Origin of the sequence: Ekhidna sp., from assembly GCF_965221965.1 — a bacterium.
Lineage (GTDB): Bacteria > Bacteroidota > Bacteroidia > Cytophagales > Cyclobacteriaceae > Ekhidna.
Window position 1 is genome coordinate 1,823,719 of the sequence record NZ_OZ244926.1, and the last position, 23,557, is coordinate 1,847,275.

At 40.6% G+C, this 23,557-nt stretch carries 24 protein-coding genes; 17 read left to right on the forward strand and 7 right to left on the reverse strand.

Annotated features, from left to right (window positions below; genetic code table 11):
* Positions 1–10: 10 nt before the first annotated feature.
* On the reverse strand, positions 11–358 hold the full coding sequence (locus ACOQON_RS08660; protein WP_420578527.1) for a phage holin family protein: 348 nt from the start codon (positions 356–358) through the stop codon (positions 11–13).
* On the reverse strand, positions 355–876 hold the full coding sequence (locus tag ACOQON_RS08665) for a gamma carbonic anhydrase family protein (protein ID WP_420578528.1): 522 nt from the start codon (positions 874–876) through the stop codon (positions 355–357). Before ACOQON_RS08665 ends, ACOQON_RS08660 begins: the two co-directional genes overlap by 4 nt.
* A 76-nt stretch (positions 877–952) precedes the next feature.
* Here ACOQON_RS08665 and miaB point away from each other — a divergent pair, with 76 nt between their 5' ends.
* From miaB to secG, 5 genes are read left to right on the forward strand one after another with little or no spacing between them, the layout of a single operon-like run.
* Positions 953–2,410: a tRNA (N6-isopentenyl adenosine(37)-C2)-methylthiotransferase MiaB gene (gene miaB, locus ACOQON_RS08670; RefSeq protein ID WP_420578529.1), complete on the forward strand. Its 1,458-nt coding sequence runs from the start codon at positions 953–955 to the stop codon at positions 2,408–2,410.
* Positions 2,407–3,690 carry a sigma-54 interaction domain-containing protein gene (locus tag ACOQON_RS08675; RefSeq protein WP_420578530.1) on the forward strand — a complete coding sequence of 428 codons (1,284 nt, stop codon included), beginning with the start codon at positions 2,407–2,409 and terminating at the stop codon, positions 3,688–3,690. The genes miaB and ACOQON_RS08675 overlap by 4 nt, the downstream gene beginning before the upstream one ends.
* Complete coding sequence (gene lptE, locus ACOQON_RS08680; protein ID WP_420578531.1) at positions 3,671–4,198, forward strand: LPS assembly lipoprotein LptE; 528 nt, start codon at positions 3,671–3,673, stop codon at positions 4,196–4,198. Before ACOQON_RS08675 ends, lptE begins: the two co-directional genes overlap by 20 nt.
* Before the next feature lie 39 nt (positions 4,199–4,237).
* Positions 4,238–6,391, forward strand: coding sequence for a hypothetical protein (locus ACOQON_RS08685; RefSeq protein WP_420578532.1), 2,154 nt, complete (start codon positions 4,238–4,240; stop codon positions 6,389–6,391).
* Positions 6,392–6,769 carry a preprotein translocase subunit SecG gene (secG, locus tag ACOQON_RS08690; protein WP_420578533.1) on the forward strand — a complete coding sequence of 126 codons (378 nt, stop codon included), beginning with the start codon at positions 6,392–6,394 and terminating at the stop codon, positions 6,767–6,769.
* Here the strand turns inward: secG and ACOQON_RS08695 are convergent.
* A complete protein-coding gene (locus ACOQON_RS08695; protein WP_420578534.1) occupies positions 6,766–7,473 on the reverse strand; it encodes a hypothetical protein in 708 nt (235 codons plus the stop codon). The genes secG and ACOQON_RS08695 overlap by 4 nt on opposite strands.
* Before the next feature lie 201 nt (positions 7,474–7,674).
* Between ACOQON_RS08695 and ACOQON_RS08700 the strand changes: the two genes are divergently transcribed.
* The 11 genes from ACOQON_RS08700 (at position 7,675) to ACOQON_RS08750 (ending at position 18,603) form a co-directional block, all read left to right on the forward strand.
* Complete coding sequence (locus ACOQON_RS08700; protein ID WP_420578535.1) at positions 7,675–7,953, forward strand: co-chaperone GroES; 279 nt, start codon at positions 7,675–7,677, stop codon at positions 7,951–7,953.
* A gap of 31 nt (positions 7,954–7,984) precedes the next feature.
* On the forward strand, positions 7,985–9,622 hold the full coding sequence (groL, locus tag ACOQON_RS08705; RefSeq protein ID WP_420578536.1) for a chaperonin GroEL: 1,638 nt from the start codon (positions 7,985–7,987) through the stop codon (positions 9,620–9,622).
* Positions 9,623–9,760: 138 nt separating this feature from the next.
* The gene (locus ACOQON_RS08710; RefSeq protein WP_420578537.1) at positions 9,761–10,288 is read left to right on the forward strand and encodes a hypothetical protein; all 528 of its coding nucleotides are present in this window, start codon (positions 9,761–9,763) and stop codon (positions 10,286–10,288) included.
* Between the two features lie 336 nt (positions 10,289–10,624).
* Positions 10,625–11,422: a hypothetical protein gene (locus ACOQON_RS08715; protein ID WP_420578538.1), complete on the forward strand. Its 798-nt coding sequence runs from the start codon at positions 10,625–10,627 to the stop codon at positions 11,420–11,422.
* A gap of 63 nt (positions 11,423–11,485) precedes the next feature.
* Positions 11,486–12,061: a hypothetical protein gene (locus ACOQON_RS08720; RefSeq protein ID WP_420578539.1), complete on the forward strand. Its 576-nt coding sequence runs from the start codon at positions 11,486–11,488 to the stop codon at positions 12,059–12,061.
* A gap of 27 nt (positions 12,062–12,088) precedes the next feature.
* Positions 12,089–13,576, forward strand: a complete 1,488-nt coding sequence (locus ACOQON_RS08725) for a sodium:solute symporter family protein (protein WP_420578540.1) — start codon at positions 12,089–12,091, stop codon at positions 13,574–13,576.
* Between the two features lie 75 nt (positions 13,577–13,651).
* The gene (gene pckA, locus ACOQON_RS08730) at positions 13,652–15,268 is read left to right on the forward strand and encodes a phosphoenolpyruvate carboxykinase (ATP) (RefSeq protein WP_420578541.1); all 1,617 of its coding nucleotides are present in this window, start codon (positions 13,652–13,654) and stop codon (positions 15,266–15,268) included.
* A 95-nt stretch (positions 15,269–15,363) separates the two neighbouring features.
* Complete coding sequence (locus tag ACOQON_RS08735) at positions 15,364–16,149, forward strand: thioredoxin family protein (RefSeq protein ID WP_420578542.1); 786 nt, start codon at positions 15,364–15,366, stop codon at positions 16,147–16,149.
* 127 nt (positions 16,150–16,276) lie between these two features.
* Entirely contained in the window at positions 16,277–16,807 is a 531-nt protein-coding gene (locus tag ACOQON_RS08740) for an RNA polymerase sigma factor (protein ID WP_420578543.1), read from the forward strand.
* Positions 16,797–17,336 carry a hypothetical protein gene (locus ACOQON_RS08745; protein WP_420578544.1) on the forward strand — a complete coding sequence of 180 codons (540 nt, stop codon included), beginning with the start codon at positions 16,797–16,799 and terminating at the stop codon, positions 17,334–17,336. The genes ACOQON_RS08740 and ACOQON_RS08745 overlap by 11 nt, the downstream gene beginning before the upstream one ends.
* On the forward strand, positions 17,302–18,603 hold the full coding sequence (locus tag ACOQON_RS08750) for a hypothetical protein (RefSeq protein ID WP_420578545.1): 1,302 nt from the start codon (positions 17,302–17,304) through the stop codon (positions 18,601–18,603). The genes ACOQON_RS08745 and ACOQON_RS08750 overlap by 35 nt, the downstream gene beginning before the upstream one ends.
* Before the next feature lie 145 nt (positions 18,604–18,748).
* Here ACOQON_RS08750 and ACOQON_RS08755 read toward each other — a convergent pair whose 3' ends face one another.
* From ACOQON_RS08755 to ACOQON_RS08770, 4 genes are read right to left on the reverse strand one after another with little or no spacing between them, the layout of a single operon-like run.
* The gene (locus tag ACOQON_RS08755; RefSeq protein ID WP_420578546.1) at positions 18,749–20,059 is read right to left on the reverse strand and encodes a NupC/NupG family nucleoside CNT transporter; all 1,311 of its coding nucleotides are present in this window, start codon (positions 20,057–20,059) and stop codon (positions 18,749–18,751) included.
* Positions 20,060–20,061: 2 nt separating this feature from the next.
* Complete coding sequence (locus ACOQON_RS08760; protein ID WP_420578547.1) at positions 20,062–20,643, reverse strand: bifunctional nuclease domain-containing protein; 582 nt, start codon at positions 20,641–20,643, stop codon at positions 20,062–20,064.
* The gene (locus ACOQON_RS08765; protein WP_420578548.1) at positions 20,643–21,593 is read right to left on the reverse strand and encodes an electron transfer flavoprotein subunit alpha/FixB family protein; all 951 of its coding nucleotides are present in this window, start codon (positions 21,591–21,593) and stop codon (positions 20,643–20,645) included. Before ACOQON_RS08765 ends, ACOQON_RS08760 begins: the two co-directional genes overlap by 1 nt.
* Position 21,594: 1 nt before the next feature.
* The gene (locus ACOQON_RS08770) at positions 21,595–22,332 is read right to left on the reverse strand and encodes an electron transfer flavoprotein subunit beta/FixA family protein (RefSeq protein ID WP_420578549.1); all 738 of its coding nucleotides are present in this window, start codon (positions 22,330–22,332) and stop codon (positions 21,595–21,597) included.
* Between the two features lie 262 nt (positions 22,333–22,594).
* On the opposite strand from ACOQON_RS08770, the gene ACOQON_RS08775 reads away from it, so the two are divergent.
* Positions 22,595–23,401 (forward strand): M57 family metalloprotease, encoded by an 807-nt coding sequence (locus tag ACOQON_RS08775; protein ID WP_420578550.1) that lies wholly within the window; start codon positions 22,595–22,597, stop codon positions 23,399–23,401.
* Positions 23,402–23,557 lie beyond the last annotated feature (156 nt).

The window sequence follows — 23,557 nt, forward strand, 5'->3', positions numbered from 1 at the left end:
AATGTCCTATTTACTTCTGACCTTCTTTACTAATGTCACTCAGCAATGCATTGATTAGCGATAGCAGTAAACTAAAAATTAATGCCCACCAAAAGCCATGAACCTCAAATCCCGGCACGATTGCATCCGCAATCAAGATTATTAATGCATTTATCACTAACAGGAAAAGCCCCAATGTGAAAACCGTCAATGGAATAGTTAGTAAGACCAAGAGCGGTTTAACAGAAGCATTCAGAAGGGCTAACAAAACAGCCACTATTACAGCGGTAATAAAATCATCCACATAAACTCCCGGGAGGAGATACGAAGCAATAATCACTGCAATCGATGAAAGTAAAATTTTAACTAGAATATTCATTTTTCGTTTTCTTTAAACCAACCAGCATACATGGTATAATTTCCTGCAATTCTACCAAGCATTTCTTTATTTGCCTCATCCATACTTTTAAGTTTTTTACCCGGCACCCCACCATAAACAGAATTTGGCTCCACCACCGTTCCTTCAAGTACCACCGTTCCTGCACCAATAATAGAACCAGAACCAATCACCGCATTATCTAAGACAATTGCCCCTATCCCGATCAATACATTATCCTCAATAGTGCAACCATGGACCACCGCATTATGCCCGATTGATACGTTGTTACCTATGGTCGTTCCCGCCTTCTTATACGTTCCATGAATGGTTACATTATCCTGTATATTGGAGTTGTTACCAATCCGGATATAATTTACATCCCCTCTCACAACCGCATTAAACCACACAGTGCAATTATCTCCCATCTCCACCTCTCCTACGATCGTACTATTCGGAGCAAACCAACAGTCACTTCCAAATTTTGGAGCGTATCCCCGCACCTCTTGAATATGAGCCATTTTTTTCTTTTAAAACTAAATAAAATCAATCCCATAAGTGCTGACAAAATGTCATTACACTTCCTATCTTTGCATCATGCAAGGATTGATAGCAGATATAGATTTACTGGAAGAAGAGAAAAATCAACCCGAATCGTGCGATTTTAAAACGACAGAGGACGATGGTGTTGCAGCAAAAAGAAAGCTGTATATAGAAAGTTATGGCTGTCAGATGAATTTTTCTGATAGCGAGATCGTGACTTCTATTTTGAAAAAAGAGGGATTTGGAACGACCTCCTCGCCGGAGCATGCAGATGTAATTCTGATCAACACCTGCTCTATCCGTGAAAAGGCAGAGCAAACCGTCCGCAATCGCCTCAATTTCTTCAACGGTGTAAAAAAGAAAAACCGGGAAGTGACTGTGGGTGTATTAGGCTGTATGGCCGAACGCCTGAAATCGAAACTTCTGGAAGAAGAAAAAATCGTAGACCTGGTATTAGGTCCCGATGCATATCGTGATCTCCCAAAACTTGTAAAGCAGGCAGAAGAGGGGGAAAAAGGCATCAATACATTTTTATCCCGAGAAGAGACATACGCAGATATCTCACCTGTCCGTCTTAATTCAAATGGTGTCAGCGCTTTTATTTCGATCATGCGTGGATGTGACAATATGTGCTCATTCTGTGTGGTTCCCTTCACTAGGGGGCGAGAAAGAAGCCGGGACCCCCACTCCATTGTAAAAGAAGCTCAGGAACTTTTCGATAAGGGATATCGGGAGGTAACACTACTCGGACAGAATGTAGACTCATATAAGTGGTCGCCTGTTGAAAACAATAAGGCCCGCCTAAACAAGAAGGATGAGGTTAAAGAGATCATAAACTTCGCCAACCTCATTGAAATGGTTGCAAAAGTAAACCCTGACCTACGGGTTAGGTTCTCTACTTCCCACCCAAAAGACATCACAGATGAGGTACTTCACACGATGAAGAAGTATAAAAACATCTGCAACTACATTCACCTGCCGGCACAAAGTGGAAATTCACGTGTGCTGGAATTGATGAATAGAACGTATGATCGAGAGTGGTACATCAATCGCGTAGATGCTATAAGAGAAATACTTGGCGAAGAGTGCGGTATTAGTTCGGATATGATTGCCGGATTCTGTACAGAAACAGAGGAAGAGCACAAGGAAACCCTTACGCTCATGGATTATGTGAAGTATGATTTCTCTTACATGTTTTTCTATTCAGAACGACCGGGCACCCTGGCGGCAAAGAAATATGAAGATAACATCCCTTTAGAAGTGAAAAAACGCAGGCTTCAGGAGATCATCGATAAGCAAAGGGAGTTGTCGCTGGAAAGAAATAAACTTGATATTGGGAAGACATTCGAGGTGTTAGTAGAGGGAACAAGCAAACGTTCAAAAGAAAAAATGCAAGGAAGAAATTCCGCAAATAAAGTAATCATCTTTGAAGCAAACGTACCAAAGGGAACCTATGTGAATGTGCAAGTCACCGATTGTACACCAGCCACCCTGTTTGGTAAAGTAATATGAGTTTAAAAATTGATTCGGAAGTTCAGGCGATAAAACAGCGCTTTGAAATTGTTGGGAATTCCAACAAACTCAATAATGCAATTCGTGTAGCCATGCAGGTGGCCCCAACTGATATGAGTGTGCTGATCACTGGTGAAAGCGGAGCTGGAAAAGAATCCTTTTCAAAAATCATTCATAGTCTCTCCCACCGAAAACATGGACAGTTCATCGCCATAAACTGTGGTGCAATTCCGGAAGGCACAATCGATTCCGAGCTATTCGGACATGAGAAAGGGGCTTTTACCGGAGCTACCGGAGATAGAAAAGGTTACTTTGAAGTTACCGATAGTGGAACGATTTTTCTGGATGAGATTGGCGAAATGCCCCAAAGTACACAGGCTCGCTTGCTTCGTGTGCTGGAGAATGGCGAATTCATCAAAGTCGGTTCATCTAAAGTGCAAAAAACTGATGTTCGAGTCATTGCTGCAACAAACGTTGATCTACTGGATGCCGTAAATAAAGGGAAGTTTCGCGAAGACCTGTATTACCGGCTTAGCACTGTTCCTATTTATGTGCCAGCCTTAAGGGAGCGTGGAGATGATGTGTTGTTATTGTTCAGAAAATTCGCATATGATTTTTCTGAAAATTATAAGACAGAGCCGATCAAGCTGACAGAAGAAGCTCAGGAATATTTAAAATCTCACAGATTCCCGGGAAATATCCGTCAATTAAAAAACCTGGTGGAGCAAATTAGTGTACTCAGCGTGGAACGGGAGATTTCACTCGATCAGCTGCAAACTTATTTACCTCGAACAGGCAGTAGCCTTCCTGCGCTTATCAATAAGCAAGAGTCTAAAGACAATTTCACAGAACGAGATATTCTGTACAAGGTGCTGTTTGATATGAAGTCCGATATGGCCGAGCTTAAAAAGCTGGTATTTAAGATGCTCGATGGAGATGATAGTGATAAAGAAATTCTTGAGGATCATAAATCGCTTTTCAAAAATATAGATTCATCTCACGCCCGATTGGAGGAGTACCGCGAGGAAAGGGATGAATCTAAAGAGGAACCAACACTGGTTATTTCATCAAATCAGGATGATTATGACTCTGAGGTTGAAGACATAACACATGAGATGGAACTGGAAGACTCACTATCTTTAGAAAAAAAGGAAAAAGAACTGATAATCAAAGCTTTAAGAAAGAATAACAATAAGCGTAAATATGCAGCTGAAGATCTCGGTATTTCGGAACGAACTTTGTATAGGAAGATAAAGCAATATGAACTTGAGAACCTTTAGCCTAATTCTTTTACTCCTATCAATTGGTTTAAGCAGTGGATGTGGTGTTTATTCGTTTACAGGAGCAACAATAGGACCTGAAACCAAAACCATTACCATCTCCACATTTTACAACAACGCACCTCTGGGGCCTTCAAACATGAGTGTCCTATTTACTGAAAACATCAAAGACTACTTTCAGCAGAACACCAGTCTGGAATTAGTAGACAACAACGGAGATCTACAAATAGATGGATATATTTCCAATTACACCATTACGCCAGTTGCTGCGACTTCAGGAAACCAGGGTCAGGCTGATTTTTCAGCCCTCACAAGAATCACCATAACTGTCTCTGCCACATACACTAATGTCAACGATCCCACATTCGATTTTGACAAAACTTTCTCGTTTTTCAAGGATTTTGATAATAACACAACCGATCTGGCAGCAAATGAAGAAGCCTTTGTTGAAGAAATATTTGACCAAATAGTTTTAGATATCTTCAATGCGTCCGTGGCAAATTGGTGATTTTGCTTAATTTTAGCTTGAACACCGTTAGCTAATCCTGTGAACAAAACAGAGTTAATCACCTACCTAAGAAAACCGAGTAAGCTTTCTCCGGAGCAGCTAGATGAGCTGGAGTCTATTGTAAACGAGCATCCTTATTTTCTAAGTGCCCGATTGCTGTTAGCTAAAGCCAGTAAGGAAAAAAACCATCCTCAGACAAAAAAAAGAGTTGCCTCGGCAGCTATCTATTCAACAGATCGAATTTTATTAAAGAAATACTTAAGCGGTAACCTGTTTTTCCTTAGCCAACCACCAACCACAGATGAAAAAACAAAAACAGAAGAAGAACAAAGGCCTGCTGAGAAGACAAAACGGGAAGCACCTAAAACTGCTGAAAAGCCATCAGGGTCAATAACTGCTAAGCCCAAAGAAGAAAGAGCTGAAAAACCAGTTCAAAAAACTGAAATAAAAAAAGAGCAACCGGTAAGCAAAGCGAAAGCACCGGATATTGCTCCACCAAAACAGGAAATAGCGGAGAAACCAAAGGAGCGAACAGATAAGCGACCAAGTGCATTAAAAGAGAAAGAGTCAAAAAAACCTCAACCGGAGGTTCCGGACTTGCCTTCGGGACATTTGGATTCTATTCTGGAAGAATTGAAGCGGGATATGGAGAACCTGAAATCGTCCAGAGCCAAGTTTGCGGAAGTACAGCAAAAAATAGAAGAGGATGATGCCGTTTCTGGCGCACTTCAAAAAGCATTAGGAAAACCGACAGAAAAAGCTGTAAGTGTTACAGACAAAGAGGAGGACGATAAAAGCGAAGAAGTTGCCAAGCCTGAATCCAAAGCAGAGGTCGAAAAAGATGAAAGCGAAGAAAAAGAGCAAAAGACTGAAAGTAGTACAGATATAGATACTGAGAAGCTCATTGCTGAGGCTAACAAGCTTGCAGAAGAAACACAGAAGACTGCAGCAGACATCACAAAACAGGTTTTAGAAGCTGCTCAAAAAGCCAAAGAAGAAGTAACGAGAGAGGAAGAATCCAAGCGCTCAAGTGAAAGTGATATTAAAGAAGAAAAACCGAAGGTCGAATCGAAAAAAGAAGATGCTCCTAAAACAGAACCAAAGGATGAAAAACCTGAAGTCGAACTAGAACAAGCAAAAGAAGAGAAGGAAGAAAAAACGAAAAAAGAAGAAGTAAAAGCAGACCCAGCAGATAAGAAAAAAGAAGAATCGAAGAAAGAAGATACTACAAAGGACAAAGAAGAGTCCAAAGATGAGGGACGGGCTGAGCGAACCATTAAAGAACCACGTTTCTCTCGTTTCCAATCCAGAAGCACACTTAACCCACCGGAGGATTTCGATACGAGCTTTTTAGATGAGGACAAAAGAAGAGAGCCGTCGAGTAAGGCTAAACCCGAACAGGATTCACCCAAAAAGGAAGAAAGCAAAAAAGAGGAAACCAAGAAAGTAGAAAAACCAAAAGAGGAAGTTTCAGAAGAGAAGAAGACAGAAACTCCGTCTGAGGTAAAATCTGAGGATGATTCAATAAAGGAAGCACCTATAGAAGAAAAACCGAAGAAAACGGAAACAACCAGAGAAAAGGATGAAGACGGTAGTTCTGAAAGCAGAATCAGACTCCCTGATTTATCAAAGGCTAAGCCAGTTCAGAGAAAAAATCCAAGAAGAACCAAATCGATCCGAGATGAGATAAGTGAGGAAGTGAAGAAGGAGGAATCGAAGGAAAAGTCTAAGAAAGAGGATTCGAAAAAAGCAGAAAGCACAAAGGATGCAAAAAAAGAATCCAAGCCTAAAGCATCAAAGTCGAAAGAAAAAAAGACTGCTAAGAAAGCTTCTACTAAGAAAGACTCAGCTAAAAAGACAAGTAAAGAGAAAACGACCTCTAAGTCGAAATCGACTAAAAAAGAAGATAAAAAGGATGATGATAAGTCTGACCGCAAGGCTCAGCATGACATCATCGATAAGTTCATCAAGGAGTCCCCTACCATCAAGTATCAGAGAAAAGAAGATACGAAAGCAGAGGACCTGGCAGAGCAAAGCAGCTCATGGGATCCCAACCTGGCATCCGAATACTTAGCTGAAATTTATTTGCATCAGGGAAATAAAAAACGTGCAATCGAAATCTATGAGGCATTAAGCTTGAAATATCCCGAAAAAAAATCTTACTTTGCGGACTTAATTTCAAAGATTGAATAGATGTACGGAATAATAGTAACCCTGATTGTCGTTGTAGCTGTGTTGTTGATCCTGGTTGTGCTTGCACAAAATCCTAAAGGCGGAGGACTTTCCAGCCAATTCGGTGGGTCCGGAACTACCCAATTAATGGGTGTAAAGAAAACAGGTGATTTACTTGAAAAATTGACCTGGGGATTCGCAATCGCTTTGTTGCTGTTGTCTGTATCAACCAATTTCATTCAGCCTGATGTTGAGCAGGATACGCTGACAAGTCCAAACATTGACAATGCACAGACTACTCAGCCAGCTATTCCGCAAGGAATACAACCTGCAGATTCTGATGCTTCAGGACTTGAAGATTTAACTCAAGAATCTTCAACTGATTCCACAGGTAATTAAGAAATCACCCTTACCAGCATCCTTTTCGCTACAGGCAACACGGTTTCATTCAGAGGGAATTTCAGTTTGCTCACTGCCAGGTAGGTAGCCGGATTTGGTAGCTCCGTGAACTTTTTGGTAAGACTCACTTTGATGTTTTCGTAGGTCTTGCTGATATTTCTAACCTCATTCATCAAAAATTCAGTAGTCATGCTGCGATACTTTTCTTCGGCATGCTCAAAAAACGTCATCTGATAGCGATAAATGGAGACATCACTGGATTTCTCCTGATTGATAAACAGATAACCCTCGTCAGAATAAATTGGAGAGACACCAATAGGCTCTAAGTTTATTTGCTGCTCAACAAATTCGTAAAGCTCCTTCCCTTCTTCCAGCATACCTTTCATTTTCGGAATGGCGAATGAAATAATCTCTTCAATCTGCTGCATTACTTCGTCATCATTCACAATCTTGTCGTAAGTCAATCGGAGTTTATTGAAGTCTGCTTTACTCAGCGTCTCCGGAAAGTTGTCATACATCAATTTTTTACTTTCTCTCACTTTGATCAGGTTGCGATAGTGAAAGATCAGGTCAGACATAAAAGGATACAACTCGGATTGATTAAACCTTCTTCCCACATCTTTCAGGTAAGCAAGTAAAACATACTTCTTATACTCATAATCGATCAGGCCTTCAGTGAGCCAGTCATGTCTTAAACTATCCATATGCTAACTTTTTAAGACAAAAATTAGTCCTGAAATGTCAGTTTGTCAAGAGACATACCGCACTATTAGAGGAATATGTCATGTCATCCTGTAAAAATGTCATATTAGGACATAAACAAATCTGCCATATGCGTCTTGGCACATTAAATGAGGATAGAGCAATCAAACTGAATTCAACAATAAACATAAACGTTTACAAACATGTCTAAAGTAAATTTCAAACCACTTGCTGACAGAGTTCTGGTAGAACCTGCTGCGGCTGAAGAAAAAACAGCGTCCGGGATCATCATTCCTGACACTGCTAAAGAAAAACCTCAAAGAGGTCAAATTGTCGCTATCGGTACTGGTAAGAAAGACGAACCTATCAACGTAAAGGTCGGCGACCAGGTGCTTTATGGTAAGTACTCAGGAACTGAGATCACCATTGACGGGAAAGAATTCCTGATTATGAAAGAATCAGATATTTACGGCATAGTATAACGAATCTAAAAACTGAAAATCAATAAAAATCATGGCAAAAGATATATTCTTTAATACCGAAGCAAGAGACAGCATCAAAACTGGTGTTGACATCCTTGCAGACGCAGTTAAAGTAACACTAGGTCCAAAAGGACGAAACGTAATCCTTGACAAAAAATTTGGAGCACCAACAGTAACTAAAGATGGTGTTTCTGTAGCGAAAGAAATCGAGCTGAAAGAGCCGATCGAAAACATGGGCGCTCAGCTTGTAAAAGAAGTAGCTTCAAAAACAGCTGATGACGCTGGAGACGGTACTACCACTGCTACAGTATTGACTCAGGCTATCTTCGGTCACGGAATCAAAAACGTGGCTGCCGGTGCAAACCCAATGGATCTGAAAAGAGGTATCGACAAGGCAGTTACTGCTGTAGTTGAAAACCTAAGAAAGCAGTCTAAAGACATCAAGACTTCTGAGGAAATCGCTCAGGTAGCTTCTGTTTCTGCTAACAATGATCCGGAGATCGGTAAGATGATTGCTGACGCAATGGACAAAGTTGGAAAAGATGGTGTAATCACTGTAGAAGAAGCAAAAGGTACTGAGACCGAAGTGAAGACTGTAGAAGGTATGCAGTTCGACAGAGGATACCTTTCTCCTTACTTCGTGACCAACACAGACAAGATGGAAACTGAGTTGGAAAACCCTTACATCCTGATCTATGATAAGAAGGTTTCCAACATGAAGGAATTGCTTCCTATTCTTGAAGCAGCTGCTCAGACTGGAAAGCCATTGTTGATCATTGCTGAGGATGTAGAAGGTGAAGCACTTGCTACACTTGTGGTAAACAAAATCAGAGGATCACTGAAAATCGCTGCAGTGAAAGCTCCGGGATTCGGTGACAGAAGAAAAGCAATGCTTGAGGATATCGCTATCCTGACAGGTGGTACTGTAATCTCTGAGGAAAGAGGATACAAACTAGAAAACGCGACTCTTGATTACTTAGGTACTGCTGAGAAAATCAATATCGACAAGGACAACACCACGATCGTAAATGGTGCTGGCAAGAAAGCCGATATTGAGGCTCGGGTAAACCAAATCAAGCAGCAAATCGAGAACACTACTTCTGACTATGACAAAGAGAAGCTGCAAGAAAGACTTGCGAAGCTTTCAGGCGGAGTAGCCATCCTTTACATCGGTGCGGCTACTGAGGTAGAGATGAAAGAGAAGAAAGATCGAGTGGATGATGCATTGCACGCTACAAGAGCTGCTGTACAGGAAGGTATCGTAGCTGGTGGTGGTGTTGCCCTGATCAGAGCAATGACTGCTCTAGACAAGCTTAAACTTGACAATGAAGATCAAAACACAGGTGTTCAAATCGTGAAAATGGCGATCCAGTCTCCATTGAGAACGATTGTTGAAAACGCTGGTGGTGAAGCTTCCGTTGTTGTGAATGACGTGCTTGCGGGCAAAGAAGATTACGGATTCAATGCTGCTACAGGTCAGTATGTAAACATGTTCAAAGCAGGTATCATCGATCCGACAAAAGTGACAAGACTAGCGCTTGAAAACGCTTCTTCGATCGCTTCTCTCCTACTCACTACCGAGTGTGTAGTTGCTGAAGAGCCGGAGAAAGAAGGTGGCGCTCCTGCAATGCCGGCCGGAATGGGCGGTGGCATGGGCGGCATGATGTAAGAAGCATCAACGCTTAATGGATATATAGAAAGCCTGCTCCTCTTAGAGTGGGCTTTTTTGTTGTTAAGAGTATGAAACAGGTATATTTGAAAGGTAAATAAACGCCGTATGGCGTTTACATTATAGTAACCTTTCATTATGCAATTAGCAAAGATTCTCCCTCTTTTCTGCCTTCTTCTCGCATGTGAACAACAGAAGAACTTCGCACTTCGAACATCAGTTGATTTTGGAATTGTGAAAGTCGATACTCTATCCTTAATTGAGAATATTGAAGGAAATAAGTTTAATTATCAAATAGGTGATCATCAATTCGATTATATCATTGATTTTAGCAACCTCAGCAATTCATCTTATTTTATCAATTCTGAGGAACAAACTTTCGGCTTAGATGATACCGTTTCAACTTTCCTCAACACAAGAAAAATCAAAATTTATAGATTCAATTCAAACCCAGAAATTTACGATGGTGAACAATTTCACTTTTTTACAGCTGAACACGGCCTATTAATGATAAGAAACCCAACATGGGGTAACTCAACGATTCTAGAACTTTGGTCATATCCAATTCTCGAACAGATGGATATTTTCAGAACTGAGCAAACTGAACTATCAGAATCTGACTTAGAGTTTCTTAACGGAATGAATATAGAAACAACTGAAAACTAAGGAACACCCCTCCCTAGTCCTCGTTTGCTCCCATATCTCGTCCCTCCCACTAGCGCAGAAGTTACTTCCGTGCAACTCCCGCTAGCGCTCGTTTGTAACGAGTGCCCCTTGCTCTTCGGGATTTGCAATCCCGAAGGAATATATCAAGGCTAGTTAGATTCCTTCAAATAACTTTTGGAAAGTTCCAAACTTTCCAAAAGTTGTCACCAATTTGGCAACCACTTTTTCATTTTGAGAAAAACAAGAATGCAAACCCTGGAATAAATGACCATTTAACTATTTCTCCTATCTGGCACGGGACTTGAACCTCAATTGTTGAATCAAAAAACAATCAAAATGAAAAAGATACTCACACTCATACTTATTATACCTCTTTTTATATTTTCATCCTGCTCAGACGATGATGGTACTACTCAGGATCCTAAACCTGAAATGCCACCACAGTCCAGTATGGCACCAAACTTTGACAATTTTGAAGATGATGGTGGTCGTATAGCGGAAATCACCAACTGGACGTATGCAGCGACAAGCGTGGGAGTTTATTCCACCATCTTATATTCAAACCTGGTCGTCCCGGTTACCGCATTCAAAGTAGGCTTAAATCAGGAAGCCACTTATGAAAGTGACACTGAGCTTTGGGTTTGGGAATATGATGTCTTAGTAGCAAATAAAGGAACGTATAATGTTCGGTTAACAGCTGATGTAGATGGCTCAGATGTAGACTGGACCGGATACGTTTCACTTGATGGATCATTCGTTGACTTTGTATGGTTTGAAGGTGAATCCAACCTGGATGCAGATGCCGGGTCCTGGGTGCTTTACGAAAGCCCGGAAACCCCCTCCCCATGGTTATCTGTTAGCTGGTCGGATGATGAAAGTACCGGAGTAGCAAATTCTGAATTTACAATTCAAAAAGAAGGTGATTACTTTGGAAGTAGCATCGCTTATGAGGCCAATGCCAATGCAACTTACAATAGAGGTGTTATGATCATTGATACCAATGCATCTAATACGATAGAAGTAGACTGGAACTCTCCCTCCGGCGAAGGAAGAGTAAAAAGTGAGGCTTATTTTCAAGACTCAGCCTACCATTGTTGGGATGAAACATTAAACGATACTGACTGCCCTTCATAAACAAAGCAGTTAGCTATGGGACGAAACCCTCCATTTTTGGAGGGTTTTTTTATTTTAGTCCTTATGAAGAAAAAAGCATTGGCCCAAATAGGTTTCGAGTTTCTATCCATCGTTTTTGCCGTACTCCTTGCTTTGGGGTTAAACTCTTATAAACAAAACAGAGATCTTGAAGATGAAGGGCTATTGCTGAGAGAAAAAATCCTCAAGGAATGCCAACGAAACAACATAGAACTTGATTCTGTCTTAGCAGTGAATAAAGCATTTTTTGTTCAGCTGGATTCTTTATTCCGGGCAGAAAGCATCCAAACAAATCAATTCAATATCAGCATTGAAAACGAGCTACTCACCAGAAGTGCCTGGGACTTCACCAAAGCCTCCCGGTCCTTTTCCTATATTGATGAAGATTTCCTGGGTGATGCAGCGGTGCTTTATGAAAAGCAGACGTATTACATGTCTATTGCGAATCAGATGTTTGAGAAAATCGGAGACATGCTAATGGGTGATCCTGATATGGAAAAGGTTATTAAACTCACACATTACTACTTATCAAACCTGAACAATGCAGCCGAAGATCTGAAAAACACCTACTCCCGGTTTTTAGAAAAATATGATTCAGGTTTGGAACAACAGAATGATTAAATTGGCGGCTTATTTCAAAAGAATAACATGACCTATTTAGTAGTAACCATTGGATACATTCTGATTCTTGCGGGAATAATTATCTATAAAAGCAGAGGTGTAAAAAATGAGGAAGATTTTGTGGTGGCCGGAAGGAATGTACCCGTCTACCTTTTAGTAGGGACCTTAGTAACTACCTGGATTGGATCAGGAAGTTTGTTTGGAACTGCAGGTCTTACCTTTCAGGTGGGATTCTCTGAACTATGGTTTTCACTGGGTGCATGGATCGGTATCCTCGCGGTGTATTTCATCGCCGCACGCGTTAGAAGAATTTCACAATATACACTTACCGATATACTGGAGAAGCGCTACTCTCCTATTGCCCGCCTTCTCGGTACAATAACTATCATCGTCGCATACCTCATCATTGCCGGGTATCAATTTAAAGGCGGTGGAAAATTTCTATTCATATTAACTGAGGGCTACTTTACCGAAGATCAAGGAACACTAATCACTTTTCTAATCATTATTGCCTTCACCGCTCTTGCTGGAATGGTATCGATTGTATCCATCGATATTTTCAATGGGATCATTATGATTACTGCCATTATTCTGGCAGTCCCTTTTGCGATCTCCGGATTTGGAGGGTGGGACAATGTTATTAGTACTATTAATGAAGTTAGCCCGAATCACCTATCTGTTTTTGAAGGGCATGAACCTACGTGGTATATAGGCATCATGCTTCCAACCCTTATACTGATGCTTAGTGAGAGTAGTGTTTACCAAAAGTTTTCATCCGCAAAGGATGCCAAGGCAGCAAAAAAAGCTGTGATGGGCATGTTTATTGGTGTTGTCGGAATCGAGTTTTTGATGTGCCTCCTAGCCGTAGTTGGATTTGCAATATATGCGCATGATCCCAGGTTCTTTATGCCTGATGGCTCTGTGATTCCAGAGAAATCAGAAGAAATTATCCTACTAATTGGGTTTGAGCAGCTTCCTGCTTTTGTCGGATCTCTTCTGTTTGCGGGAGGAGCTGCCATTATCCTTTCGACCGGAAATACTTTTTTGATGGTAACGTCAACAAACATTTCAAGAGATATTCTCGAAAAGTACTTTATAAAGGGAGCTTCGGATAAAACGAAACTGATCATCCAACGAAGTGCCATTGTCATTCTTGGATTTATCGCCTATTTAATCATGACTCAATTCGAGGAAATACTGTCTATGGCATTCATATCCTATACCATGATCGGTGCAGCATTGGCTCCTCCATTATTGGCTACATTCTTCTGGAAGCGAGTAACCAAACAAGGGGGTGTTGCCTCCATACTTGCCGGAATGCTTTCCGTGGTAATCATCGAAGTGCTAAATAGAAGTGGAGTCACTATGGATCTTGGGTTTATTTCATTTCCATATGATTCAAAGATGGTAGCTATACCGGCCCTTATCGCGTCGATCCTTGCTTTGGTTGTTGTCAGCTTATTAACTAAGCCAACACCAAAAGAAATAGTCGATCCTTTTTTCGAGAAAGACTGAGTTCCAGTAACTTCGCGCAAACGTTTGAGTCCCGCTCCGGCGGGATCTTATCATTTATCAATACCCATAAAAAAAATGCAAGAATACGGCGTAAAATCCTCCAAAAGCGATCTTTCTGATTTAGGTATTAAAGTAAAAGAAGCACACTGGAATCTGAGCCAGTCAGAACTCATTGAAGAAACGCTGAAAAGCGGTGAAGGTGTTTTGACTTCAACAGGTGCTTTGATGTGCGATACCGGCAAATTCACCGGTAGATCTCCAAAAGACCGATTTGTTGTTGAGGATGCTAAAACCAAAGATTCCGTCTGGTGGGGCAATATAAACATCCCATTTTCAGAAGAAAACTTCGATAAGCTTTACAACAAAATGGTGAAGTTTATTGAAGACAAGAAGGTATATGTACGAGAAGCATATGCCGGAGCAGATAAAACGCACCGACTAAGAGTACGTGTGATTAATACGATGGCATGGCATAACCTCTTTGCTTACAACATGTTCCTTCGTCCGGATGCATATAAAGTCAAAGAATTTGACCCCAATTTCACGATTCTTTGTGTACCGGAATTTCAAGCTGATCCGGAGACTGATGGCACGCGTCAATCGAATTTCGCGATCATCAACTTCACCAAGCGAATGATACTGATTGGTGGGACGGCATATTCAGGTGAAATGAAGAAAGGAATCTTCTCTGTCTTGAATTATATGTTACCACACGAGCAAGGGGTATTAAGTATGCACTGCTCGGCAAACATGGGCATTGAGCAAAAGGATACAGCCATCTTCTTTGGCCTTTCCGGAACCGGAAAAACCACACTTTCAGCAGATCCAAACAGATTATTGATTGGGGATGACGAGCATGGCTGGACAGAAAAGAATGTGTTCAATTTTGAAGGTGGTTGCTATGCTAAGGTGATAGATCTAACCGAAGAGAAAGAACCAGATATCTTTAATGCGATTCAATTCGGAGCTATCCTTGAAAACACCCGTTTCAAAGAAGGAACAAGAGAGGTAGATTATGAGAACAAATCTGTAACCGAGAACACAAGAGCCTCCTACCCGATCCATCATATTAGAAATGCGATGGAACCTTCAATAGGTGGCATCCCTAAAAACATTTTCTTCCTTACCTGTGACGCTTTTGGTGTGATTCCCCCAATCCAACGATTGAGTAAGGGACAGGCGATGTATCACTTTATTTCGGGTTATACATCCAAAGTAGCTGGAACTGAAGCTGGAGTTACAGAACCAGAGCCGGTATTCTCCGCATGCTTCGGAGCGCCATTCTTACCTCTACATCCCACTAAATATGCAGAAATGCTTGGTGCAAAAATGGATAAGCATGATGTAAATGTATGGCTGGTAAATACCGGGTGGACAGGCGGTCCTTACGGTGTAGGAAATAGAATCAGCCTGAAATACACCAGAGCAATGATTACTGCTGCATTGAATGGCCAGTTAGATAATGTTGGATACAGAACACACTCCATCTTCGGAGCAGAAATCCCAACAACCTGTCCGGGCGTGCCAAACGAGATCCTAAGTCCAAGAGAAACGTGGAAGAATGACAAAGGCTTTTATCAAAAAGCTAATGATCTGGCTTCCAGATTCACTGAGAACTTCAAAAAATTTGAGGAGTTCGCTAATGACGATATAATGGCAGGAGCTCCTAAGCAAAACAATAGCTATAAGTAGTGCTCTAATGCAAATGCATCTGGACTACAGAAATCCCTGAATTTAATCGTTCAGGGATTTTTTTTATATTCGCCTTAAAACCTAATCAAACCATTATGAAACACCTATTATTATTTTTAACTCTAATAAGTTTTGGCCTGAAATCACACTCTCAAGTTAGCTGGGTAAAAGACATGAAACTAGCCCAGGCAATGGCCTTAAGCAATGACAAATTTATTGTAATGGATTTTTGGGCAGCTTGGTGCGGGCCATGTAAAAAAATGGACAGTGATATGTGGAATACAGAAAGTATGAAAGCATTTACTGATAAATTCATTTTTCTAAAAATTGATGTAGACATCAATCAGGGTTTGGCAATGAGTTATCAGGCTTCATCTATCCCTAAAGTTGTAATTATTGATCCTGCAGGTGAAGTTTTATGGAATCAGGTAGGGTATCGGCAAGCTGATCCATACTTTGAAATTCTTGAAAGCCTTCCTGATTCTCCATTACCCTCAACTGATTTCTCAATGGTCATAAAAGAAGAAGCTGTTGAGTCCGCCTCGTTTAATATTGGATCATGGTATCAAAAAGAAGGAACAAAAATTGATGACCCATCATTGGCCAATGATTTCTTCAGCCTAAGTGATGAATACTTTAAAACAGCATCAAAGTCTTCGGACAAAAATCTTTCAAAGGAGGCCGATTTCAACCTTATCCTTAACTATGCATATAAGGGAAAAACAAAGAAGGCTATCAAAAAAGTTGACAAAATGGACGAGACTGATATGAAGAACTTTATTTTGGCCTATTGTTACAAATGCGAAGGTCAAACAGAATTAATGCAAAAATTCACTGAGAAGATTAAGTCTGAGGAGCTAATTGCAAGACTAGATCAGTAAATATAAAGAATGGGATATAAGAACAAACCTGAGCAAAAGCTCAGGTTTTTTTTTGCATAAAAAACCTACCTTCATACAACCTTTTTAATCTACTTCCATCCTACCCATAGAAAACGCCAAATAACCTGTGACTGAAACTCAAATAGTATGGATTAACCAGCTAAAGAAAGGCAATGAACTGGCGGCTTTCAACTTATATAATAGCTATTCAAAAGCCATGTATAATACGCTAACACGAATAACAAATGATCAGGAAATAGCAAAGGATTTGCTTCAGGAAGCATTTGTGAAAGCATTTCGGAAAATAGCCGACTTGGAAGATCCTATGGCGTTTGCGGGTTGGCTTAAACGAATTGTTGTGAACCTGGGGTTGGAGTATGCCAGAAAAAATAAGTTCTATTTTGAAGACATTGAAGAACATAGTCAGCTGGAGTCAGAAGAGATTGATGAGAAACTAGTAGACAACAACACGCTGCATCGTGCAATAAAGGAACTACCTGACGGGTGTAGAACAGTCTTGAGTTTGCATCTTCTGGAAGGACTAAAGCACAAGGAAATCGCTGAGCAATTAGGCATTTCAGAGTCTACCTCCAGAACGCAATTCAGACATGCTAAAAAGCTATTAAAAACTAAACTTCAACATCACTATGAATATTGAAGATCTAATAAAAAATCGAAAAGATGAACTGAACCTGGACACTCCACCAGCTGATCTTTGGGACAACCTGAAAAAGGAATGGAAAAACGAGAAGCCGAATCCATTCTCATGGTGGAAAGTAGCAGCGGTGGTTTTCATTGCGACCTCAGTTGGGCTTCTTATACAGAATATCACGCTGCAAAGCACCGTAAACGAACTTGCTTCACTTGGTGACATTTCTTCCGAGTATAGAGAAATGGAAAATGATTACATCACGCAAATCAATCAGCTTGAATCAGAAATTCCAATGAAAGACTTGGAGTCAAGCCAGGATTTTAACTGGATAATTGAGGAGCTAAATACACTTGAAGATGTGAATGAATTATACCGGCAAGATATTGGCAAAATCAATGAACAACAGCTTGTGGGTGTATTGATTGATTACTATGAGAAGAAAATTAAGCTTCTCAGAAAGTTAGAACTGGAAATAAAAAGGGCGAATAAATTCAAAAACAATGAAGAAACTGATAATAATAGCATTAGCATGTAGTCTTTCATGGACTTTAAGTGCAACTGAAATAAATGAAGGTGAAACACGATCAGCTAAAGTAACGGTCAATATTTCAAAGTCTGACAGAATAAATATCCAGGCTAAATACACTGAACTTATCGTGGAGGCATGGGACAAACCCCAGGTGGAGATAGAAGCAATTGTCAGATACGATGGAAAAATGACAGATAAGATTCAGGAGTTTCTGGATGATTTTGAACAGAACGTAAAAGATCACATACAAAAAGGTGCGACAGAATTACTCATTGATACTGACCTGGACATACCAAACAAAATTCAAATTGGTGGAAAGCATGTAGGCATACAAATCTCCTATGGAGATGATGAACTCAAAGTGACATATAAGGTAAAAGCTCCCGGAGTGAATGACTATGAGATTTCAAATTCCTATGAAGATGTTCGAATGATAGGATCATTCAAGAAAGTGGATTTCAAACAATATTCTGGTGAACTCGAGGCAGAAATGATTGAAGAAGGCATTTTTAATATGAAATATGGCTCAGCTTCAATTCAGCAGATTGGAAATGCGAAGATGGAAATTTACGAGCAAGAACTTGATGCCAGAATCATCGGAACTTTAGAACTCAACGCAAAATATTCAAATATGGAATTGGCTGAAGTTGAAACAATAGAAGCCACCTCCTATGAGTCAGACTATCAAATTGGTTCAATAGATGAGATATCCGGGAATTTCAAATATGGTGAGATCGAAATCACAGAACGACTTGGCGAGGGGAAACTTGAGTTCTATGAAATGGATATGGAAATAGAAGATGTTGAATTATTAGTATTAACCAGTAGCAAGTACAGCAAATTTGAAATAGAAAAAGCAAAGTCCATCACTTTTGAACAATCCTACGAAGATGAAACAAACATTGGTACATTAGGACAGTTCAAAAGCATGAACTCTAAGTACGGAAATCATAGAATTGAGACGCTTGAATCAAGCTTCCAGCTCAATGCCTATGAAGATGAAGTTGAAATCAAAAGCCTGAGCCCAGAAGCATCTGATGTCTATATCGATGGCAAGTACATTGATGCCTCTATTGGTATTAGTAATGCATCCTTTATCCTAAAGTCAAATGTCAAATACGGTAAGGTCGAATACGATGAATCATCCGTTGATGTAAAGAGATACATCAAAGATGGAGATCAGTTAGAAGTCGAAGCTCACTCCAAGAACAAAAGAGATAAATCAGTAAATATTACTGTAAATGGATATGAAGTGGATGTAAAGTTGAATTAAGTCTATCCTCCTGAACCTCCATCAATTTGATCAAAAATACAAGGATCGTATTGGGTGGATAGCTTGATTTCCTGATGTCCCATTAAAAAACTTGAAGGAGGGTAATCTTTTTACCTCCTTCTTTTCATTGCCAACCTTCACATTATTACCCAAATAAAGCCCCAGCAATTGTTGCAGTCATCATAGTGGCCAAAGTTGCAGCTACAAGTGCCCTAAGTCCTAGTTTAGATAAATCACCTTGTCTGCTTGGTGCCATTCCACCTATTCCACCAATCTGAATTGCAATAGAACTAAAATTAGCAAATCCGCATAATGCATATGTAGAAATAATAATGGATTTTTCTGAAAGCAAGCCAGCTGATTTCATATCGGCTAAGCTCAGATAGGCTACAAACTCATTGATAACAGTCTTTTGTCCTAATAGGCTTCCTACTTTGATCGTTTCTGCCCAATCAACGCCCATAATAAAAGCGAATATCCTAAAAACTTGTCCAAGAATATATTGAAGTGAAAAGCCTTCAAATGCTCCATCAGTAGTTCGAACTACAAACTCATTCAATCCGGTAAGCTCTCCAATCCCATCTACCAATATCCAGTTTAAAGCAAAAATCACAGCTATAAAAGCCAGCAGCATCCCGGCAATATTCAAAGCCAACTTAACTCCATCAGAGGCGCCTCTTGCCAATGCGTCCACCAGATTTACACCTATATTTTCCTTATTAACACTTAGACTGCTATCGATCTTTTCCGGTTCATCTTCTGGTAAAAACATCTTTGCCATTACGATAGCAGCAGGTGCATTCATAATTGAAGCACTAAGCAGATAGGTTGCGAAAATTTGTTGCTGCGCAGGGTCACCTCCACCAAGAAACGATACGTAAGCACCAAGTACACTACCCGCAATAGTCGCCATCCCTCCTGTCATCAGGCAGTTGAGTTCTGATTTGGTCATTTTACTAATGAATGGCCTGACAAGAAGTGGTGCCTCTGTTTGACCCAGAAAGATATTTCCTGCAGCAGATAAACTTTCAGCTCCCGATAATCGCATTGTTTTCGCCATGATCCAGGCAAATCCGTAGACAATCTTTTGCAATAAGCCCAGGTAATAAAGTCCTGCAGTCACCGATGAAAAGAAGATGACAGTAGGTAGGGCTTGGAAGACAAAGAGAAAGCCAAGATTGTGCTTGGCATCTACAGCCTCACTGTTTTTGGCTAAATCACCATATAGAAACTCAGCTCCCTTTAAACCAAAGTTGAGAAACTTAACAAAGCCCGCACTCATCCAGGAAAATAGGTCATTAATAAAACCCACGTTCGCTATAAGCAAACCAATGATCACCTGAATAGCTATACCAATTCCGACGAGACGAAAGTCAATTTGCTTCCTGCTACCGGAAAGTGCCCAGGCAATTGCAACAAGGCCTATTAATCCGGCTATTCCTCTTACGTAATCCATTATTAGTTTCGCTTGTTCAGCACATCCCTGATTCGGGCAGCTTTCTCATAGTCCTCTTTATCCAGTGCTTCATTAAGTAGCTTTTCGAGTTCACTGGACGAAAGATCTTCGAGGCTTGTTTTCTCTGGCTTGGACGGCTCTTTCTGCGCTATTTCTTCTTCATATTCGTCTGTCAAAACAATACCTGCTTCAGTTAGAATATTTTCATTGGTAAAGAAATCCACATTGAAACGAAGACCTATCGCAATGGCATCCGAAGGTCGGGAATCAATCTCAAAGATTTTTCCATTGTGCTCGCAAATAATCCGTGCAAAAAAAACGCCTTCTTTCAGGTCAGAGATGTAGACCTCCTTAATAGAAATATCAAAATTATGAGAAAATGCTTTGAAAAGATCGTGAGTCATGGGACGATTGGGGACTATCTTCTCTATCTCGATAGCAATGGCTTGAGCTTCAAACATGCCTATAATGATAGGAAGCCTTCTATTCCCTCCTGACTCTCCCAATACTAGTGCAAAAGAGCCAGATTGGGACTGGCTTGATGACAGTCCCAAAATCTCTAACTTTATTTTCTCGTCGGCCATTAACCTTGTGCCTTCTTGATTGCTTCAGTAAGTTTCGGTACCACATCAAAGGCGTCTCCAACGACACCATAATCTGCGGCTTTGAAAAACGGAGCTTCAGGATCCTTGTTGATGACAAGAATGTATTTTGATGAATTCACTCCCGCCAAATGCTGGATAGCCCCCGAAATTCCAATAGCAATATACAATGAAGGACTAACTTTAATTCCTGTTTGTCCAACGTGCTCATGATGAGGTCTCCAGTCCATATCAGAAACAGGTTTACTACACCCTGTAGCTGCTCCAAGCGTTTTGGCCAATTCCTCGATCATTCCCCAATTCTCAGGGCCTTTTAGTCCTCTTCCTCCGGAAACAACCAAATCCGCTTCCGGGAGTAGAATATCTCCTTCTGCTTTTTCCGTTTTGGTTGTTTTCACGGTGAAATCTCCATCATTAATGGTCGGAGCAAACTCAACCACCTCCGGTGAACCACCATCTTCCTTCACTGCGATAGCATTCTTCTTAATGATGATGATCTTTTTATCCCCCTCAAGGTTAGTATTGGCAAATGCCTTACCTGTATAAATACTTTTCTTTACTGAATAGCCACTTGATGTATCAGGTAAATCAACCACATTAGAGGCTAGTGCAGCGTCCACCTTGATAGATACTCTGGCAGAGACCGGATCACCTAAAGAACTCTTGGCTAAAACCAGCAGATCAGAACCCTCCTGATTCATTGCCTCCGCAATTGCAGATGCATATGCCATGATATTTGGTGTGGCCAACTTCTCATCAGTTACATTTAAAACTTTGCTCGCTCCAGCCTTACCGATTTCATCCATGTCATCGGTTTTACCAAAAATAATTGCTGTAACACCTCCAGCTACAGCATGAGCATAGCTTACCGCCTCAAGAGATGATTTCTTAACTTTTCCTTCGTCTATTTCTACAAATGCTAATGCTGCCATCTTAAATCACTTTTGCTTCGTTTTTCAATAAATCTACTAGTTCATCCATGTTATCAGGATCTACCAACTTCACATCGCCTTTTGCAGGTGGCATTTCAAACTTGCTCACCTTTGTTTTAGGAGCATCCCCTGTCGGGTCCTTCACTTCTAAAGGTTTCGTTCTTGCACTCATGATCCCTCTCATGTTTGGTATCTTCCATTCAGCGATTGGTTCCTGACACCCAGCCACAAATGGCAAAGGAAGTTCTAAATATTCCTTACCCCCCTCTATTTCCCTGGAGACCTTCGCTGTGTCACCATCTAAGTCTAATGTCATAACAGGGGAAACAGATGGTATTCCCAATAATTCGCCTACCATTCCATGCACCTGACCACCATTAAAATCAATGGATTCTCGACCCATCAAAATCATATCGTACCCTCCAGCTTTCGCAACAGCAGCTATCTGTTTAGCCACGAAAAGTGCATCTTGAGGAAATGCATTCACTCTTATTGCATCATCCGCACCAATGGCCAATGCTTTTCTAATCGTTGGCTCGGTTTCAGCTTCTCCTACATTCAATACGGTAATGCTCCCTCCGGTTTGCTCTTTCAATTCTACAGCCCTTGCCAGCGCATAATCATCGTAAGGCCCTATGATGAATTGAACACCATTTTTATCGAATTTGGTATCTCCGTCGGTGAACGCAATGCGAGATGTAGTATCCGGCACATGCGTAATACAAACTAATATTTTCATTTATTTATTGAGTGTTTTGTATAAGAAACAAGCGAGAAGCAAAACGGTTCAGCTCCCCATTTTTTTGAACCTCGAAGTTAGTAATAATGGTCAATTTGGGAAGCCAATTCATTCCCTTTTTCAAAAACCAAAAATTTCATTTCAACCGCACCTTCACTTCCCTTCATCTTTTATTTAAAAAATCATATTTTCTTTCGTAATGGTTTTATACTTCAATACATTTTTTTAACTTCATGGTTAAGAACCAAATTTTAAACGTATTATGAGAAGATTAATGAAGCTGGGCGCCTTCGCCCTAGTTCTGGGATTGTTATGGTCTTGCCAGGACAGCAATGAAGGACAACAACCTCAATTAGAAGAAGTGCCAGATGAAGTCTTGGCACAAGTAGCAAATCTCGGTTTCAATGCCGATGAAGTGAAAATGTATGATGGTGTACTTTTCATTGAAGGAGACATCAGGATTACATTAGATCAACTGGAAAAAATGTCTCCCAGTGATGGTCTCCCGGTTGAAGAACATTATCACACAGATAATTTAGTAACCGGTACCCCGAGAACGATTAATGTGTATGTTCAAAACATGCCTCAGAAGTATGTAGATGCTACGGACATTGCTATAGACCGGTACAATGATGAAAGTCTGAACCTTACCTTTAACAGGGTCTCGAGTTCAGGTCAGGCTGATATTACGATTCGTGCTTCACCTTGGTATTATTACTGGTTTGGCATTTTAGGATCTGCTGGTTTCCCTGAGAATGGTGATCCATATGGTACGATCTTAATGACCAGGGGGTACTATGACAATGTTTCTAACATTAACGGATTAGCTACTACCATTGCTCATGAGATGGGTCACTGCATTGGATTCCGTCACACAGATTACATGGACAGAAGCTACAGTTGTGGTGGATCCCCAGATGATGAAGGTGACGGTGGTGTAGGTGCTAATCATATTCCAGGCACTCCTACCGGACCAAGTGCAAACAGTTGGATGCTGGCCTGTGGCAGTCCTGAAGGAGATCGTCCTTTTACTGCCGATGACAAAACTGCTCTCGGTTACGTATATTAAAGGATAGCCAGCATGGGAAAATGAAAGGTGCAGCATTTGCTGCGCCTTTTTTATTCTCAAAATATCATTACAATTCTCAATTTGAGAAAGGTTATGACCCGAAAACATCCTTTTAAGCTAGCCAACATGATTGGCATGTCATTAGAACCGTTTCTT

What these genes read in the sequence shown, in the direction of transcription:
- ACOQON_RS08665 (WP_420578528.1), bottom strand. Translation starts at nt 876, where the DNA reads ATGGCTCATATTCAAGAGGTGCGGGGATACGCTCCAAAATTTGGAAGT.
- ACOQON_RS08735 (WP_420578542.1), top strand. Translation starts at nt 15,364, where the DNA reads ATGAAACACCTATTATTATTTTTAACTCTAATAAGTTTTGGCCTGAAA.
- ACOQON_RS08725 (WP_420578540.1), top strand. Translation starts at nt 12,089, where the DNA reads ATGACCTATTTAGTAGTAACCATTGGATACATTCTGATTCTTGCGGGA.
- ACOQON_RS08675 (WP_420578530.1), top strand. Translation starts at nt 2,407, where the DNA reads ATGAGTTTAAAAATTGATTCGGAAGTTCAGGCGATAAAACAGCGCTTT.
- ACOQON_RS08750 (WP_420578545.1), top strand. Translation starts at nt 17,302, where the DNA reads ATGAAGAAACTGATAATAATAGCATTAGCATGTAGTCTTTCATGGACT.
- ACOQON_RS08715 (WP_420578538.1), top strand. Translation starts at nt 10,625, where the DNA reads ATGAAAAAGATACTCACACTCATACTTATTATACCTCTTTTTATATTT.
- ACOQON_RS08770 (WP_420578549.1), bottom strand. Translation starts at nt 22,332, where the DNA reads ATGAAAATATTAGTTTGTATTACGCATGTGCCGGATACTACATCTCGC.
- ACOQON_RS08660 (WP_420578527.1), bottom strand. Translation starts at nt 358, where the DNA reads ATGAATATTCTAGTTAAAATTTTACTTTCATCGATTGCAGTGATTATT.
- ACOQON_RS08710 (WP_420578537.1), top strand. Translation starts at nt 9,761, where the DNA reads ATGCAATTAGCAAAGATTCTCCCTCTTTTCTGCCTTCTTCTCGCATGT.
- ACOQON_RS08745 (WP_420578544.1), top strand. Translation starts at nt 16,797, where the DNA reads ATGAATATTGAAGATCTAATAAAAAATCGAAAAGATGAACTGAACCTG.
- ACOQON_RS08700 (WP_420578535.1), top strand. Translation starts at nt 7,675, where the DNA reads ATGTCTAAAGTAAATTTCAAACCACTTGCTGACAGAGTTCTGGTAGAA.
- ACOQON_RS08760 (WP_420578547.1), bottom strand. Translation starts at nt 20,643, where the DNA reads ATGGCCGACGAGAAAATAAAGTTAGAGATTTTGGGACTGTCATCAAGC.
- pckA (WP_420578541.1), top strand. Translation starts at nt 13,652, where the DNA reads ATGCAAGAATACGGCGTAAAATCCTCCAAAAGCGATCTTTCTGATTTA.
- ACOQON_RS08775 (WP_420578550.1), top strand. Translation starts at nt 22,595, where the DNA reads ATGAGAAGATTAATGAAGCTGGGCGCCTTCGCCCTAGTTCTGGGATTG.
- ACOQON_RS08720 (WP_420578539.1), top strand. Translation starts at nt 11,486, where the DNA reads ATGAAGAAAAAAGCATTGGCCCAAATAGGTTTCGAGTTTCTATCCATC.
- ACOQON_RS08765 (WP_420578548.1), bottom strand. Translation starts at nt 21,593, where the DNA reads ATGGCAGCATTAGCATTTGTAGAAATAGACGAAGGAAAAGTTAAGAAA.
- ACOQON_RS08695 (WP_420578534.1), bottom strand. Translation starts at nt 7,473, where the DNA reads ATGGATAGTTTAAGACATGACTGGCTCACTGAAGGCCTGATCGATTAT.
- secG (WP_420578533.1), top strand. Translation starts at nt 6,392, where the DNA reads ATGTACGGAATAATAGTAACCCTGATTGTCGTTGTAGCTGTGTTGTTG.
- groL (WP_420578536.1), top strand. Translation starts at nt 7,985, where the DNA reads ATGGCAAAAGATATATTCTTTAATACCGAAGCAAGAGACAGCATCAAA.
- lptE (WP_420578531.1), top strand. Translation starts at nt 3,671, where the DNA reads ATGAACTTGAGAACCTTTAGCCTAATTCTTTTACTCCTATCAATTGGT.
- ACOQON_RS08755 (WP_420578546.1), bottom strand. Translation starts at nt 20,059, where the DNA reads ATGGATTACGTAAGAGGAATAGCCGGATTAATAGGCCTTGTTGCAATT.
- miaB (WP_420578529.1), top strand. Translation starts at nt 953, where the DNA reads ATGCAAGGATTGATAGCAGATATAGATTTACTGGAAGAAGAGAAAAAT.